The sequence below is a fragment of the Staphylococcus massiliensis CCUG 55927 genome (assembly GCF_000298075.1).
Lineage (GTDB): Bacteria > Bacillota > Bacilli > Staphylococcales > Staphylococcaceae > Staphylococcus > Staphylococcus massiliensis.
Genome location: NZ_JH815593.1, coordinates 1,573,507 through 1,588,234 on the forward strand (window position 1 = coordinate 1,573,507; position 14,728 = coordinate 1,588,234).

A 14,728-nucleotide genomic window follows, 5' to 3' on the forward strand; every position below is an offset into this window, starting at 1 on the left:
GCAGGCGGTCACGCAATTCCGTTATTACAAAAAACGAAAATTCCTGAAAGTAAAAACTTAGGTGGCTTCCCTATCAGTGGTGCATTCTTAGTATGTAACAAGCCTGAAATTGTTAACCAACACAATGCGAAAGTTTATGGTAAAGAACCACCTGGTACACCTCCAATGACTGTACCTCACTTAGACCGCCGTTTCTTAGGTGATGAAGAAAGTTTATTATTCGGGCCTTTTGCTGAAATCGGACCTAAATTCTTGAAGAATGGTTCTAACCTAGACTTATTCAAATCAGTTAACCCTAACAACGTGTTAACAATGTTATCATCAGCAGTTAAAAACGTACCTTTATTAAAATACTCTGTTCAACAAGTTTTAATGAAGAAAGAAGATCGTATGCAAGAATTACGCCGCTTTGTTCCAGACGCTAAAGATGAAGATTGGGACTTATTAATTGCTGGTAAACGTGTTCAAGTCATTAAAGACACAGAGGAATACGGTAAAGGATTCATTCAATTCGGTACTGAAGTCGTGAATTCTAAAGACCATTCTGTTATCGCGTTACTAGGTGAATCACCAGGAGCTTCTACATCGGTTTCAGTAGCGCTAGAAGTGTTAGAGCGTAACTTCTCTGAAAAGATGGGCGATTGGGACGCGAAACTTAAAGAAATCATTCCTTCATATGGTCAATCTTTAATTGAAGACGAAGCGTTATTACAACAAATTCGTGCGAAATCAGCTCAATCATTACAATTAAAATAATTGATTAATCGAACTAAAGAACGTATCCTCGCTTGGATTGCGAACGCCTTAGAAGTCTTTTCTATCTTATTTTCAGCGATACTCTTATACACTGCATTCTCAACGCCACAATTGTTTGAAGCCACTTTAATGACCGAAGAAGATATAAACGTCACGCAAATCGAACAATTTTCAACTATTTTCATAGGCATGTCTACATTTATGTTCATTACGAGTGTAATCTTCATCGTTCTCGGTATCTTGGCCACATTATGGATAGGCAAGAAAGACAAACCCGCTTCCATTATATTCATTACAATTGGTGCCATTTCGCTACTAGGGAATACGATTGCAGGCATACTTTGGTTAATAACTGGCATTATGCTCATCTCACGTAAACCTAGCCCGAATACACCGATTGACTCAAACGATCACGAAGCACCTCAATCAAATCAAGATTCGTTTCGCTATTAAATCGTGCATCCACTGACATGTCGTAAATTTCTTAATTTCCCTTTTTGAAAAGCCCTTTCAATTCTATGCGTCTTTCATAGAGTTATGTATCTTTTAGAAAACCCCAAAGCAATAGCGTTCAACAATATCTAAGTCCCACTGAAATACGTAAATTCTAAAATCTAATCGTTATTAACATTATGAATTTGTTGAACTTTAACACATGAATTGAATTTTGCAATTCTAAAACATATAATAAAAGAAAAAAGGGAGTTTCAACAATGACAGACTGAAAGAAAGAACGCGTTCTTGCATGGATAGGGACAGTACTACAAGGTTTAACCTTACTATTTTCTTTAGGCTTTCTTATCTTTGTATTAGCTTCACCAACCTTCATAAAAAGCGACTTAAATGCTGATCCTACCATAAAGGCTTATGAAGTCGACACGATGTATACCTTCTTTATAGGATTTGCAGCAGTTATATTTATATTAAGTCTCACTTTCTTTATTCTAGGAATTATCGCAACACGTAAAATAGGTAAAAGTGATCGTACAGCTTCGTTAATGTTAATTATCATCGGCGTAATATCACTACTTGGCAATACGTTAGCAGGCGTTTTATGGTTAATCGCTGGTATTATGCTTAATAATCGAAGAAAGTACGAACGCCAAGTTGGCCATAACCAATATACTTATTAAACATAAGCCCATTGAATCTCATAACAAAGCCTCGTTCGGACAATCTCCTTACGAGGCTTTTCCTAAATTATGAATTGTCATTGTTACGGTGAGCTTGCGCACGATGCCATTCACCATATAAAAACAATAGACCGACGACCGTCATTAATATAGTTGGCAAGAGTCCTATGCGAATCATGTTGGTTTGATACATATAACTTACGCTAACAACTAGCAAGATTGGAACGATCAAGCCAAGTAAACGATTGCCACTTTTTGATAAGACATACTGAATCGCTAGTAGTAGCCCATAAAATAACACTGTTAATATACTAGAAATAACTTCCACACAATACCTCCCTTAATCTTTAAATTTTTGAATAACTTTAACTGCAACTTTATGAATTAAAACTAAAGTAATGAAAGTTAAAATCCACACAATTAGTGTATGAATCACGTTTATTCACCCTTTTGAAATTTGCTTTATATTTAAAACTTATCATTTCAATCATCATAATTAGCTTAAATCCATCTTAAATAACCTTAATCCTGGCATTAAAAAAGCCCTTCGATGCTGAAACTAGCAATCAAAGGACTTTCTTAATATTACACCTTGGTGAAATTTTGTCATTGCACCACTTTTCATGAAGCAACGTGATATACTTCTCGTAAACCGCTTCGCCATACACGCGATCGTCTTGATAACAATAAAATGGTGGCAACGGTTCTCGGCTAAAATAATTCTCTTTATCATAATGAACAATGAGTCGCTCTAGCTCACTTAAATCCTGTTTAAACGCGTCGGAACGCATACCGCCGCGTCTCATGTGCTCAATATTCATTGCTTTTAACATTTCAAAGGTATCGATGATATAAGGCTTCCCATCGTGATACACGTGCTGCACAATGGGATGATTTAAGTAGCCTTTCTTACCTTCAATTAAATCTAAAGCCTTTAAACACGTTCGAATGATTTGATATAGCTCTAGAACTTGTTTCGATAAACGACGATTATCGAGATATCGTGCGCTTATCATATGGTCTTCATGAACTCTAAATATCTGCATGTGACTTATAGATCGATTTCAACTGGAGAATCGACTTCATCATCATTCATAATTTTAGCTTTTTTAGGTGTAAGTTTTAAAACTACTAAATCTGGGTCTTTTGAAGAATCGAAGAAACTTTTATCTTGCGTTTCCCATAACTTATCAATTGTTTCTTGATCTTTTTTAATTTCAATATCCGCATAAATTTCTAAGAAGCTATTATTGTCCGTTTCGTTATAACCTAATAAAACGTGCGTAACAGGATTATGCTCAATTTCTTCAATCTTCATCGTTTTATCGCTCGTTTTAGTATATAGTGTTAAACCATCGTGATAGAAAACCATGTATCTACTGTTAGGTACATCATTGTAAGAAGTAGACATAACACCTACTTTAGATGCCTCTAGAATCTCTTGCATACGTTTTTCAACTTGTTCTTTATTCATTATAATCACCTCATTACATATTTTTCCATTTACAAATGATTAGAAACATTAACCATTGAACTGCATGATATAAGATTGTTTTAAATACTTTTGATCGTACTTTTGAACTAAATTCCTAATATAATCAATCAGTTCTTTGTCGCTCGCTTCATCCTTTTGAAAAGCCCCATATAATGACATATAGGTATCTTTTTCTTCATTTGTTGCGTACTTCTTAAAGTAACCCCACAAATGACTAAACGTATTTAATAAAGCACCTTTATTAATATCATGTTGTTTATATATTTTAAAAATTTCTTCTTCTAAAGTTTCATATGAAACATGTGACTTCATGCATTCCTTAATATGGTTATAATGTTCATAACCATGCATCATCACAACATATTTATGATAGCGCCATAGCGCTTCCGCTTCATTAGCCATAACATCACCTTCTTATATTAACCTTTACCCATCTAACCCCTACTTCTATAACAAAAAAGCTTCAAAATGTCTCACTCAATAAAGACATTTTGAAGCTCATATATAACATGTATTTAAAACCTAAATCTTCTTAATTTCTTTTCTCACGTAGTTGGTTGGTACATCTTTCTCATAAATCGTAAGACCCGTGATGTCCTTTTGCTTAGGAACGATTAAACTGATAAAGTAACCTGCCACGAATGACACTAAGAATGACGCGATTGAAACAAGGAATGGTGATCCTGCGCCACCGAAACCGCTTGTTTTCAGGATATAAGTGAGGATGATACCTAATACTAAACCAGATATAACACCCACAGTATTCGCGCGTTTCGTAAAGATAACTACTGCGAAGATACCAGCTAAAGGTACACCGAATAGTCCAGTAATTAATAAGAATAAGTCCCAGATACTATTTGAATCGTTCGCAATTAAGTACATTGAAGCGCCGAAACCTAATAAACCAGCTAAGATAATCGTTAATCTCGCAAATTGAACTTCTTTTTTATCATTGGCTTTTCCAAAGAAGCGTTGCTTAATATCAACGGAAATACACGCTGAAATCGAGTTGAGACTTGATGAAATGGTTGATTGCGCTGCCGCAAAGATAGCCGCAATTAATAATCCAGCTACAAATGGTGGCATTTCCATCAAGATGAAATATGGCACGATTGCTGATGTATTGAAGTCTTTCGGTAATGCGTCCGCATGCTGATAGAATGAGTAAAGCATTGTACCCATACCAAAGAATATAGGTGCTGAAATCATCGCTAAGATACCGTTTGTCCAAAGCGATTTATTCGTTTCTTTCTGAGAATCGGATGCTTGATAACGTTGCACAACGTCTTGGCTCGCGGTATATTGTTGCAAGCTGTTAAAGACGTTACCTAAGAAGATAATTGGAATCGCTGCAGCTGCCGCACTAAATTTCCAGTTGTCAGCGCTAATTAATTTCTTATTTGAAATCGCATCTGTAACGAGCGTATCCCAGCCGCCATCAATCTTCATAATACCAAGAATGATAATAAAGATGGCACCGCCTAGTAAGATGACCCCTTGAATGAAGTCGCTCCATACAACACCTTCAAAGCCACCTAAGAATGTGTAAATGATACATAAGATACCCACTAAACTCGCTACTACAAATGGGTTAATATCAGATACGGATGTAATCGCAAGTGTCGGTAAGTAAATAACGATTGCGACACGTCCTAGGTGAAAGACGATAAAGAAGAGTGAACCGAGTAAGCGCACTACTGGGCTGAATCTCGCTTCTAAATATTCGTATGCTGAAGTGACCTTTAACTTTTTGAAAAATGGCACGTAGTAATGGATTAAAATTGGTACAATCGCAATGATTGAAATGTTACCAGCTATGTATGTCCAGTCTGTTAGAAAGGCCTTTTCAGGCGTGGACATAAACGTGATCGCACTTAAAGTTGTCGCATAAATTGAGAAACCGACTGCCCACGATGGTAGGCGACCACTAGCCGTGAAGAAAGCATCTGTATCCTTCCCGGCACGCTTTGAAAAGTACAATCCGATTAATAACATGACGAGTAAATATGAAATGATTGCTATCCAGTTCCACATGCCAAAACCGATATGCTGCATAAATAACATCCCCTTTAGTTATAAAGTTTTACGCTAAGTGCTATGCATCGATGCGGCTAACGAGTTCATTTAACGCTTCTCTATAATTCTCATTAAATGGTAAGAATGGTTGCTTTGGCAGACCACTATCAATGCCGCGTAGCTTCAAGATTTCCTTTAAAGTTGGATAAATGCCCATCGCAAGAATATCTTCGATCATGTCGTTCATTTGGTGTTGTACTAGATAGGCTTCTGTAATATTACCCGCATTTATGTGATTTACAACCTTTCTCGCTAAGCGACCGTTAACGTTGTATGTCGATCCTATCGCGCCGTCTACGCCTGATACTAAAGCTTGCGTCAGCATTTCATCGAATCCTGAAAAGATGAGTTTGTCAGGAAAAGCCACACGTAAACGTTCTAATAGGAAGAATTAGGTGACGTATATTTCACACCGATAATTTGTTCATGCTCGAATAATTCACGAAATTGTTCTATTGAAATATCTACACCCGTTAAGCCAGGAATCGAATAGATGATTAAATTGTTATCGATAGCATCTACTAAGTCGAAATAATAATTTTTAATTTCTTCAAATGTAAAAGGATAATAGAATGGTGTCACTGCCGAAATCGCGTCGTAACCAAGTTCCGTCGCGTATTGTCCTAGCTCTATCGCTTCATTAATATCGAGCGCACCGATTTGAGCGATTAAATTCGCGTCTTCCGAAACATTTTCTCTCACGAGTTTAAAGATGCGTTTCTTCTGTTCTTTATTAAGTAGAAAGTTCTCACCTGATGACCCATTGACGTATAAGCCATCTAATTGTTCTGTTTCAAGCGCGTTATTTGCGATTTGAATTAGACTTTCCTCTTTGATTTCACCTTTTTTGTCGAAAGGTACTAGTAATGCTGCGTATAGACCTTTTAAATTTGAATGCATGGTCTGAATCCCCCCATTTACTCATTAAAAACCTAGATGCATATTTTATGTACTTTTGTTTAAAATGAGGATTTATAATATTTATCACACATCAACTATATCTAACTTAAATTGTAAACGCTTTCAAAATGGTGTACAATACTTTTATGAAAATATTCATCAAAAAGACACTAATTTGTTGAAAATCTTTTTCAAAATTGGGCGCTCGTTGTTAAAAAAGTGCATGTAAATGCATAGTATTTACGGGAAACACGATGTAGAATTTGTAGTGATAATACATAGGAGGTTGTGGAAATGTTGGCGATTGCGATAGATATTGGTGGAACGTCCATCAAAGGGGCTGTGATAAAGGATAAGGTTGAAATTATTGATTATGTGAAGGTCGCAACACCTGATAATGTGTCGACGTTAATTGTGGATAGCGTTCGCGACATCATTCTAAAGTTTCGTGCTCAATATCACTTACAGGATGTTAAAGTTGGGATTTCAAGTGCGGGTGTTATAGATGAAGCTACGTGCGAAGTCATTCTCACTGGGCCTACAATTCAAAATTTTAACGGCACGAATTTCAAATCGCACTTAGATGACATTTGCTCAGAACTCTGTGTTTATAACGACGTGAACGCTGCGTTACGCGGTGAACTGATGTTGCATCCATATAATGAGGACAATATCTTCTGCCTGACACTCGGTACAGGGATAGGCGGCGCCTTCTATAATCATGCGACGGGCATTTATACAGGGTCACAAAGCCGTGCGAACGAAATTGGTTATCTCTTATATCGAAGTGAAGACGACACAGCTTATGAAATGCGTGCTTCGACTTCAGCGCTTAAAGACCTTATGATTGAAAAGGACTTTGAATATGAAACGAACGTGCCAAAGTTATTCGAACGTGCTCAAGCTGGCGACGTCAAAGCGAACGACATATTAAATACATGGAGTAAATACGTCGCTGAAGGTATTGCGCAAATTCAAATCATCTATGATCCTAGCTTAATTCTAATTGGAGGCGGTATATCCTCTCAAGGTGAGCACTTACTCAAATATATTCGCCCTAAAGTGCATCATTACTTGCCACAAGACTATGATATCGCACCGCTTAAAACGACACGTTCTAAAAACGACGCAGCGCTATTCGGTGCCATTTCGAATTTATCTGAATAAGGTAACCCTATTTATCAGGGGCTTCGACAGAATCTAGAATAACGTCTTTCGTGTGTAAGTAAACCTTTCTTAAATAATCGTCTTCTAAGAGAAGATAACTCACGATATCGATAAGAAACATCGTCGCAATTTGGCTATTCACAAATTGTGCATCTCTTATGCGCGACTGATCCGATGTAATTAATACTAAATCTGCACATTCCGTAAGCGGGCTACCTTCGTAATTCGTAATTACAACAACAGTCGCTCCTTGTTCATGCGCCACCTTAGCCGCCGCGATTAATTCTTTCGTGCGCCCACTATTTGATATCGCAACAAACGTATCAGAAGAAGAAAGCAATGACGCCGATATAATCATTTGGTGCGCATCCGTTGATACAGAACCATTTAATCCCATGCGGCTCGTTCGATAGTAAAACTCTGTCGCAGACAATCCTGAACTCCCGAGTCCTGCGTAATTGATTTGTTTACTCACTTGTAAGTGCTTTACAAACTGATTGACCTTTTCATTAGAGAGAAACTCACCCGTTTGTTGAATAATGTTCTGATGATACTTATGCATCTTTTGGATAAGCGGACTATTCTCTATTGTTTGCTCCGTCATTTCTTGTTGTAGGCTAAATTTCATATCTTGAAAGTTCAGATAGTGTAACTTATTGCTAAACCGCGTAATTGTCGCAGGAGATGTGCCAATGATATAAGCGAGTGAACTGATACTAGAAAACGCATCATCATAGCCGTTGTTCTGAATAAATTGAACAATCTTCCTATCCGTCTTTGTAAACAAGTGTTGATAGCGTTGAACCCGATTCGCAAATTTCATATAGAGCGCCCCTTTAATCATGAATTAAGGTTAGTATACATGAAAATATTTTTCACTTCTATATTTTATATTGATAATTATTTTCTTAGTGGTATATTGTAGTTAATCACACACAACTTATATTTAATTTTAACTAAGAGACGGAGGATTAATTGATGTTGCCACATGGATTAATCGTATCTTGCCAAGCTTTGCCGGATGAGCCATTACACTCGTCATTCATAATGTCTCGAATGGCTTTAGCCGCGCGTGAAGCAGGCGCAGTGGGGATACGTGCGAATTCTAAAGCAGATATATTAGAAATTAGACAGACAGTAGACTTACCAATTATCGGCATCGTGAAACGCGATTATGATAATTCGAACGTATTCATAACAGCCACTTTGAAAGAGGTAGATGAGTTAATTGAAAGTCAATGTGACGTGATCGCTTTAGACGCGACACATCAAGCGAGACCTAAAGAAACATTATCTGAAATCGTGTCGTATATCCGAAAGACAGCACCTCACGTAGAAATTATGGCAGACATTTCGACAATTGAAGAAGCAATTAAAGCTGACGAACTAGGATTCGATTACATTGGCACGACGCTATATGGCTACACACCTTATACAAAGGGACATGTTTTATATGAGGACAACTTTTCCTTTTTAAAAGCCCTTATCGACCGCGTTGAAACGCCTATCATCGCAGAAGGCAATATTTTAACACCTGATATGTATCAGACCGTAACGAACCTAGGTATCACACGCACTGTCGTTGGTGGTGCAATTACACGACCACAACAAATTGCGAAACGCTTTGTCGACGCTGTAAATAACGAAGGGAAGTAGGATTTAACATATATGAACATACGTCATTTTGACAGTCGTACTACCGCAAGTGCTTACATTGCGAGTGAAATGCACACATTGATAGAGACGCGACCTCAGTCCGTTCTCGGACTTGCCACAGGGGATACGATGCTTGATGTGTATCAAGCTTTACGCCAATTACTTAGCGCGTCAAAGGTTGATTTAAGTACCGTTAAAACGTTTAATTTAGATGAGTATGTAGGGCTGTCGGAGAATGATCCACAAAGCTATTACGCTTATATGAACAAGCACTTATTTTTACCTTCATTGTCTTGGAATCATAACAACATTCACCTACCCAATGGCCGCGCTCATGACTTAGTTGCTGAAGCAAGCCAATATGAGCAAGCACTAGATGACGCAGGACCAGTAGATATACAACTATTAGGTATCGGTATGAATGGGCATATCGGTTTCAACGAGCCAGGTACACCTTTCGATAGCGTGACACGCGTCGTCGATTTATCCGATACAACTTTAAGATCAAACCGTAAACATTTTGAAAGCTATGAAGCGATGCCGAAACAAGCCATTTCAATGGGCATTCAATCTATTATGCGAGCTAAGCGAATTATGTTAGTTGCATTTGGTCGTAATAAGGCAGATATCGTTAGTAAGTTACTCACTGGGCGTGTCACTGAGGACTTGCCCGCTTCAATCTTACATCAGCACCCAAATGTAGAAATAGTTGTTGATGACGCATTGTATGACGTTATCGCAGAATCACTTGAATAAGAGGTAAATCAATATCATGCCGTCGCTTGCTTAAGCGGCGGTAGTTTAGTTTTCAGGGCGTATTGCAGTATATAAAATTGGCTGTGAAGGACCATCATTGTATCGTTTATTTAGAAGGTGTTGTTGATTGTTATCACGATGGCTCGTTATAAAGTGGCTTGTAAACACTAGAGTCTTAATAACGTTATGCTTTTATATAAGGTTTAAGCTTTGTCGATGTTGTTTATTAACATGACACGAATTACGTATATTTTTAATATTTTATAACAATATTATAGACTTGCTTTAAAATGAGTATTATAATATAAATAGGAAGGACGACACTACTTAAGCGTCGTCCTTATGAGCCCGTTAAAAAGACGGTGGCTTGTTTAAAACCATAGTTAATAACCATTTCTTTAAACTCTACCAAAGTTTTAGTAAAGAGATGGTTATTTTTTATGTCTTATTGCTATTTTTTAAGCAAAACACCCCTTTGTCATAGCACATTACGCTACGGCAAAGGGGTGCGTTATTTCCTGGGTTATGAAGCTGGTACTAACCCTTTAAAGTTTACTAATTCATATGCGCGAGCTACCGCTTCCTCATCGGGAGGCTCTACGTCCTCTAAATGATAGGTTTGACCTAAGGATTTCCATTTATGAACACCAAGTTGATGATAAGGTAAGATTTCAAATTTCTCGACATTATCGAGTTCGTTAATAAAGGCACCAAGTCGCTTTAAGTCCTCTGGATCATCTGTATAACCTGGAACAAGCACGTGGCGAATCCAAATAGGTTGTTTCAATTCATCTAAACGTTTTATAAATTTTAAGATGTGTGTATTCGGTTTGCCAGTTAATTCTAGATGTTTATCAAAGTCGATGTGTTTAATATCTACTAAACATAAATCTGTTTGTTCCATCAATGCCTCAAAGTGATGCGTAAACGCTACTGAATCATTCGCGCAACCTAATGACGTATCAATACAAGTATGAATACCACGCGCTTTCAAAGCCTTGAATAACTCAGTTAAGAATGGCGCCTGTAATAAAGGTTCTCCGCCACTAACCGTTACGCCACCGCCTGACGCATCGAAATAAGGTTTAAACGGTAGAATTTCATCAACCATCTCATCAACCGTTACTTCGCGTGAAGGACGATTGATCTCCCACGTATCAGGGTTATGGCAATATAAACATCGTAATAAGCATCCTTGCGTAAATAATATATATCTTAATCCAGGTCCATCAACAGTTCCTAAACTTTCTACGGAATGTAAGTGCCCTTTTAACATAAATCCTCACCTTCTATTTATCTACATTTGTTCATGGAATGTACGTGAAATGACATCTAATTGTTGTTCACGTGTCAGTTTAATAAAGTTTACCGCATAGCCTGATACACGAATTGTCAGTTGCGGATATTCTTCAGGATGTTCCATCGCATCAAGAAGTGTTTCTCTATTGAATACGTTAATATTTAAGTGATGGCCGTGTTGCATTGCATAACCATCAAGCATACTAGTTAAATTCTTATGTTGATCTTCCGGTTCTTTTCCTAGAGATTTAGGCACAATGCTGAATGTGTTTGAAATACCGTCTTTACAGCAATCATATGGTAATTTCGCGACAGAAGTGAGTGATGATAACGCACCCTTCTGGTCACGACCATGCATTGGGTTCGCTCCCGGTGCAAAAGGCTCGCCAGCTTTACGTCCATCTGGCGTATTACCCGTCTTCTTACCATAAACGACGTTAGACGTAATTGTTAAGACACTCATTGTGTGCTCAGAGTTACGGTAAGTTTTGTGCGTACGTAGTTTGTTCATGAAACGTTCTACTACTTCAACTGCAAGCTCATCTACACGTTGGTCATTGTTACCATATTTAGGGAAGTCACCTTCAATTTCAAAGTCTGTCACAAGACCTTCCTCATTGCGGATAGGCTTAACCTTCGCATGTTTAATCGCTGATAAAGAGTCAGCTACTACTGATAAACCTGCGATACCTGTAGCCATTGTACGAATCACGTCTGTATCGTGTAACGCCATTTCAATACGTTCATAGCTGTATTTATCATGCATGTAGTGAATCACGTTTAGCGCGTTAATATAAACACCTGCAAGCCAGTCCATCATCTTATCAAACTTAACGTATACTTCGTCGTAATCTAAAACTTCGGATTGAACACCTTCAAAGTTCGGTCCTACTTGCTTACCAGATTTCTCATCTTTACCGCCATTAATCGCATATAATAACGTCTTCGCTAAGTTCGCACGCGCACCGAAGAACTGCATTTGTTTACCAATCTTCATCGCAGATACACAGCATGCGATACCATAGTCATCGCCATAGCTTTCACGCATTAAGTCATCATTCTCATATTGAATTGAACTTGTCTTAATACTCATCTTCGCACAATATGTTTTAAAGTTCTCAGGCAAGTGATTTGACCAAAGAACCGTTAAGTTTGGCTCAGGTGCTGGACCTAAATTATCAAGTGAGTGTAAGAATCGGAATGAGTTCTTCGTAACAAGCGGTCGGCCATCAATACCAACACCACCAATAGATTCAGTTACCCACGTTGGGTCTCCAGAGAACAGTTCATTATATTCAGGCGTACGCGCGAATTTCACGATACGTAACTTCATAATAAAGTGGTCAATAATTTCTTGAACGTCTCTCTCCGTTAAAAGCCCTGCCTTTAAGTCACGTTCTGCATAGATATCTAAGAATGTTGATGTACGTCCTAAACTCATTGCTGCACCATTTTGTTCTTTAATCGCAGCTAAGTACGCAATGTATAACCATTGAACCGCTTCTTTAAAGTTTGTAGCTGGTCGGCTTAAATCAAATCCGTAAGTTTCACCAAGTTCTTTAAGTTCTTTTAAAGCGCGATACTGTTCAGACAGTTCTTCACGTTGACGAATAACATCTTCAGACATTTTAGAAGACATAGAATGGAAGTCATTAAACTTCTGTTCCATTAAGAAATCGATACCATATAGTGCTACACGACGGTAGTCACCGATAATACGGCCACGACCATAAGCATCTGGTAAACCTGTAATGATACCCGCTTTACGACAAGCTAACATTTCTTTAGAGTATGCATCGAATACACCTTGGTTATGTGTCTTGCGATAATCTGTGAAAATGCGTTCAGTCTCATCATCTAATTCATAGCCGTAAGCTTCACATGCCGCTTTCGCCATACGAATACCGCCAAAAGGCTGCATAGAACGTTTAAACGGTTTGTCAGTTTGAACACCAACGATTTGTTCAAGATCCTTATCTAGATAACCTGCGTCATGTGACACAATTGTAGAAGGTACTTTCGTATCCATATCCCACATGCCACCGCGGTCACGTTCTTCTTTAGTTAATTGCATAACTTGACCCCATAATTTAGAAGTCGCTTTCGTAGGGCTCTCTAAGAAAGATTCGTCCCCATCATATTGCGAATAGTTTAATTGAATAAATTCCCTTACATCAACGCGTTTCTCCCAACGTCCTTTAATAAATCCTTTCCAAGCTTCCATACGATTAGTTTTAGTTTCTAACATCGTACTTTCATCTCCATTTCGGTTTGTTAATCATTTCACATTTAGTATAACACGGGTTATGTGATAAATTTCACAAAATTTGTGAATACTTTTCAACATTTATATGATTGGATTTCTAAAAGATGAAAAAGTTAAGAGGATGGGGGGTATGTGTAATATTTCCTAAATTTAAATCACCTCAATTTAAAAGGTAAATATAAAAATACGCTTATAAAATACTTAATTATTTAAATATCATATATACTACTTTATATTATTAGATCTAAAGAGTTAATAAGTATATAATACACTTAACAATATAAATAAGGTGGTTGTTAAAGTTGGATTTAAACCCTGAGAAGAATCCTGTATCGGCCATTTTTTCTATTGAGATGAACTACAAGTACAATATCCCTATTTATCAGAGAAATTATTCTTGGAGAGAAGAAAATATCGAAACAATGGTCAAAGATATCAATGAGCAACCTAAAGGTTACTATTTAGGAAATGTAATCATTACAGAAGAAGGAAATTATAGTTTTGATGTTGTGGACGGTCAACAGAGGCTAACTACAATTAACTTAATCTTTTTAGCTATCTATGATAATTTGTCTGCAATTTTAGAAGTTGCCAACCTAAGTGCTAATGACAATATTGCTCATAAAATTTCTAGTTGTAGAGTTCATACCTACGATAAAATTTATAGTAAAAATAGTGGTTCACCTATGCACCTTTTATCACCAGATAAAGAAATATTAGCTGATATTCAAAAAAGAGTATTTAAAAATGGTTCTGTTGCAAAGTAAAAAAATATAGCTAACCACTAATATGTCATGTCAGTGTTCGTTTAACTTGCTAGCATGATGCTAATTTCGTGGCATGGCGAAAATCCGTAGATCTGAAGAGACCTGCGGTTCTTTTTATATAGAGCGTAAATACATTCAATACCTTTTAAAGTATTCTTTGCCGTATTGATACTTTGATATCTTGTCTTTCTTACTTTAATATGACGGTGATCTTGCTCAATGAGATTATTCAGATATTTCGATGTACAATGACAGTCAGGTTTAAGTTTAAAAGCTTTAATTACTTTAGCCATTGCTACCTTCGTTGAAGGTGCCTGATCTGTAATTACCTTTTGAGGTTTACCAAATTGTTTAATGAGACGTTTGATAAACGCATATGCTGAATGATTATCTCGTTGCTTACGCAACCAAATATCTAATGTATGTCCCTCTGCATCAATGGCACGATATAAATAGA

14 protein-coding genes and 3 pseudogenes are annotated in these 14,728 nt (G+C 37.3%); 7 read left to right on the top strand and 10 right to left on the bottom strand.

All coding sequences use genetic code 11. The annotated features are described in order from the left end of the window. From A33S_RS11750 to A33S_RS0107735, 3 genes and pseudogenes are all read left to right on the top strand, one after another. Positions 1–756 (top strand): malate:quinone oxidoreductase (locus tag A33S_RS11750; RefSeq protein ID WP_037556728.1); only part of this gene is annotated, 756 nt, incomplete at its 5' end. Continuing rightward, positions 757–1,209, top strand: coding sequence for a DUF4064 domain-containing protein (locus A33S_RS0107725; RefSeq protein ID WP_009382405.1), 453 nt, complete (start codon positions 757–759; stop codon positions 1,207–1,209). Positions 1,210–1,493: 284 nt separating this feature from the next. Further along, positions 1,494–1,889 (top strand): annotated as a pseudogene (locus A33S_RS0107735) (DUF4064 domain-containing protein); the annotation flags it as partial. Between the two features lie 67 nt (positions 1,890–1,956). On the opposite strand, the gene A33S_RS0107740 reads toward A33S_RS0107735, so the two are convergent. The 6 genes and pseudogenes from A33S_RS0107740 to A33S_RS11755 form a co-directional block, all read right to left on the bottom strand. Next, complete coding sequence (locus A33S_RS0107740; protein WP_009382407.1) at positions 1,957–2,217, bottom strand: hypothetical protein; 261 nt, start codon at positions 2,215–2,217, stop codon at positions 1,957–1,959. Between the two features lie 238 nt (positions 2,218–2,455). Continuing rightward, positions 2,456–2,935, bottom strand: coding sequence for a pyrimidine dimer DNA glycosylase/endonuclease V (locus tag A33S_RS0107750; RefSeq protein WP_026048981.1), 480 nt, complete (start codon positions 2,933–2,935; stop codon positions 2,456–2,458). Positions 2,936–2,940: 5 nt separating this feature from the next. Next, a complete protein-coding gene (locus A33S_RS0107755) occupies positions 2,941–3,363 on the bottom strand; it encodes a pyridoxamine 5'-phosphate oxidase family protein (RefSeq protein WP_009382409.1) in 423 nt (140 codons plus the stop codon). A gap of 48 nt (positions 3,364–3,411) precedes the next feature. Further along, positions 3,412–3,786: a DUF1722 domain-containing protein gene (locus tag A33S_RS0107760; protein WP_009382410.1), complete on the bottom strand. Its 375-nt coding sequence runs from the start codon at positions 3,784–3,786 to the stop codon at positions 3,412–3,414. A gap of 120 nt (positions 3,787–3,906) precedes the next feature. Further along, positions 3,907–5,439 carry a sodium:solute symporter family protein gene (locus A33S_RS0107765; protein ID WP_009382411.1) on the bottom strand — a complete coding sequence of 511 codons (1,533 nt, stop codon included), beginning with the start codon at positions 5,437–5,439 and terminating at the stop codon, positions 3,907–3,909. Positions 5,440–5,479: 40 nt separating this feature from the next. Continuing rightward, positions 5,480–6,360, bottom strand: a pseudogene (locus tag A33S_RS11755) (N-acetylneuraminate lyase). Positions 6,361–6,654: 294 nt separating this feature from the next. Here A33S_RS11755 and A33S_RS0107775 point away from each other — a divergent pair. Continuing rightward, a complete protein-coding gene (locus tag A33S_RS0107775) occupies positions 6,655–7,527 on the top strand; it encodes an ROK family protein (RefSeq protein WP_009382413.1) in 873 nt (290 codons plus the stop codon). Positions 7,528–7,534: 7 nt separating this feature from the next. On the opposite strand, the gene A33S_RS0107780 is transcribed toward A33S_RS0107775, so the two are convergent. After that, positions 7,535–8,350 (bottom strand): MurR/RpiR family transcriptional regulator, encoded by an 816-nt coding sequence (locus A33S_RS0107780; RefSeq protein WP_017176710.1) that lies wholly within the window; start codon positions 8,348–8,350, stop codon positions 7,535–7,537. 155 nt (positions 8,351–8,505) lie between these two features. Here A33S_RS0107780 and A33S_RS0107785 point away from each other — a divergent pair, with 155 nt between their 5' ends. Then, the gene (locus tag A33S_RS0107785) at positions 8,506–9,183 is read left to right on the top strand and encodes an N-acetylmannosamine-6-phosphate 2-epimerase (protein ID WP_009382415.1); all 678 of its coding nucleotides are present in this window, start codon (positions 8,506–8,508) and stop codon (positions 9,181–9,183) included. Between the two features lie 12 nt (positions 9,184–9,195). Then, positions 9,196–9,939: a glucosamine-6-phosphate deaminase gene (gene nagB, locus A33S_RS0107790; RefSeq protein WP_009382416.1), complete on the top strand. Its 744-nt coding sequence runs from the start codon at positions 9,196–9,198 to the stop codon at positions 9,937–9,939. Between the two features lie 523 nt (positions 9,940–10,462). On the opposite strand, the gene pflA is transcribed toward nagB, so the two are convergent. Further along, positions 10,463–11,215, bottom strand: a complete 753-nt coding sequence (pflA, locus tag A33S_RS0107795; RefSeq protein WP_009382417.1) for a pyruvate formate-lyase-activating protein — start codon at positions 11,213–11,215, stop codon at positions 10,463–10,465. A gap of 21 nt (positions 11,216–11,236) precedes the next feature. Next, positions 11,237–13,486 carry a formate C-acetyltransferase gene (pflB, locus tag A33S_RS0107800; RefSeq protein WP_009382418.1) on the bottom strand — a complete coding sequence of 750 codons (2,250 nt, stop codon included), beginning with the start codon at positions 13,484–13,486 and terminating at the stop codon, positions 11,237–11,239. Positions 13,487–13,806: 320 nt separating this feature from the next. Here pflB and A33S_RS0107805 point away from each other — a divergent pair, with 320 nt between their 5' ends. Beyond that, on the top strand, positions 13,807–14,271 hold the full coding sequence (locus tag A33S_RS0107805; RefSeq protein ID WP_009382419.1) for a DUF262 domain-containing protein: 465 nt from the start codon (positions 13,807–13,809) through the stop codon (positions 14,269–14,271). Positions 14,272–14,312: 41 nt separating this feature from the next. On the opposite strand, the pseudogene A33S_RS11760 reads toward A33S_RS0107805, so the two are convergent. After that, positions 14,313–14,728, bottom strand: a pseudogene (locus A33S_RS11760) (IS6-like element IS257 family transposase); the annotation flags it as partial.

Coding starts and splice junctions, on each gene's coding strand:
- A33S_RS0107750 (WP_026048981.1), bottom strand. CDS start 2,935: ATGCAGATATTTAGAGTTCATGAAGACCATATGATAAGCGCACGATAT.
- A33S_RS0107755 (WP_009382409.1), bottom strand. CDS start 3,363: ATGAATAAAGAACAAGTTGAAAAACGTATGCAAGAGATTCTAGAGGCA.
- A33S_RS0107760 (WP_009382410.1), bottom strand. CDS start 3,786: ATGGCTAATGAAGCGGAAGCGCTATGGCGCTATCATAAATATGTTGTG.
- A33S_RS0107765 (WP_009382411.1), bottom strand. CDS start 5,439: ATGCAGCATATCGGTTTTGGCATGTGGAACTGGATAGCAATCATTTCA.
- A33S_RS0107775 (WP_009382413.1), top strand. CDS start 6,655: ATGTTGGCGATTGCGATAGATATTGGTGGAACGTCCATCAAAGGGGCT.
- A33S_RS0107780 (WP_017176710.1), bottom strand. CDS start 8,350: ATGAAATTTGCGAATCGGGTTCAACGCTATCAACACTTGTTTACAAAG.
- A33S_RS0107785 (WP_009382415.1), top strand. CDS start 8,506: ATGTTGCCACATGGATTAATCGTATCTTGCCAAGCTTTGCCGGATGAG.
- nagB (WP_009382416.1), top strand. CDS start 9,196: ATGAACATACGTCATTTTGACAGTCGTACTACCGCAAGTGCTTACATT.
- pflA (WP_009382417.1), bottom strand. CDS start 11,215: ATGTTAAAAGGGCACTTACATTCCGTAGAAAGTTTAGGAACTGTTGAT.
- pflB (WP_009382418.1), bottom strand. CDS start 13,486: ATGTTAGAAACTAAAACTAATCGTATGGAAGCTTGGAAAGGATTTATT.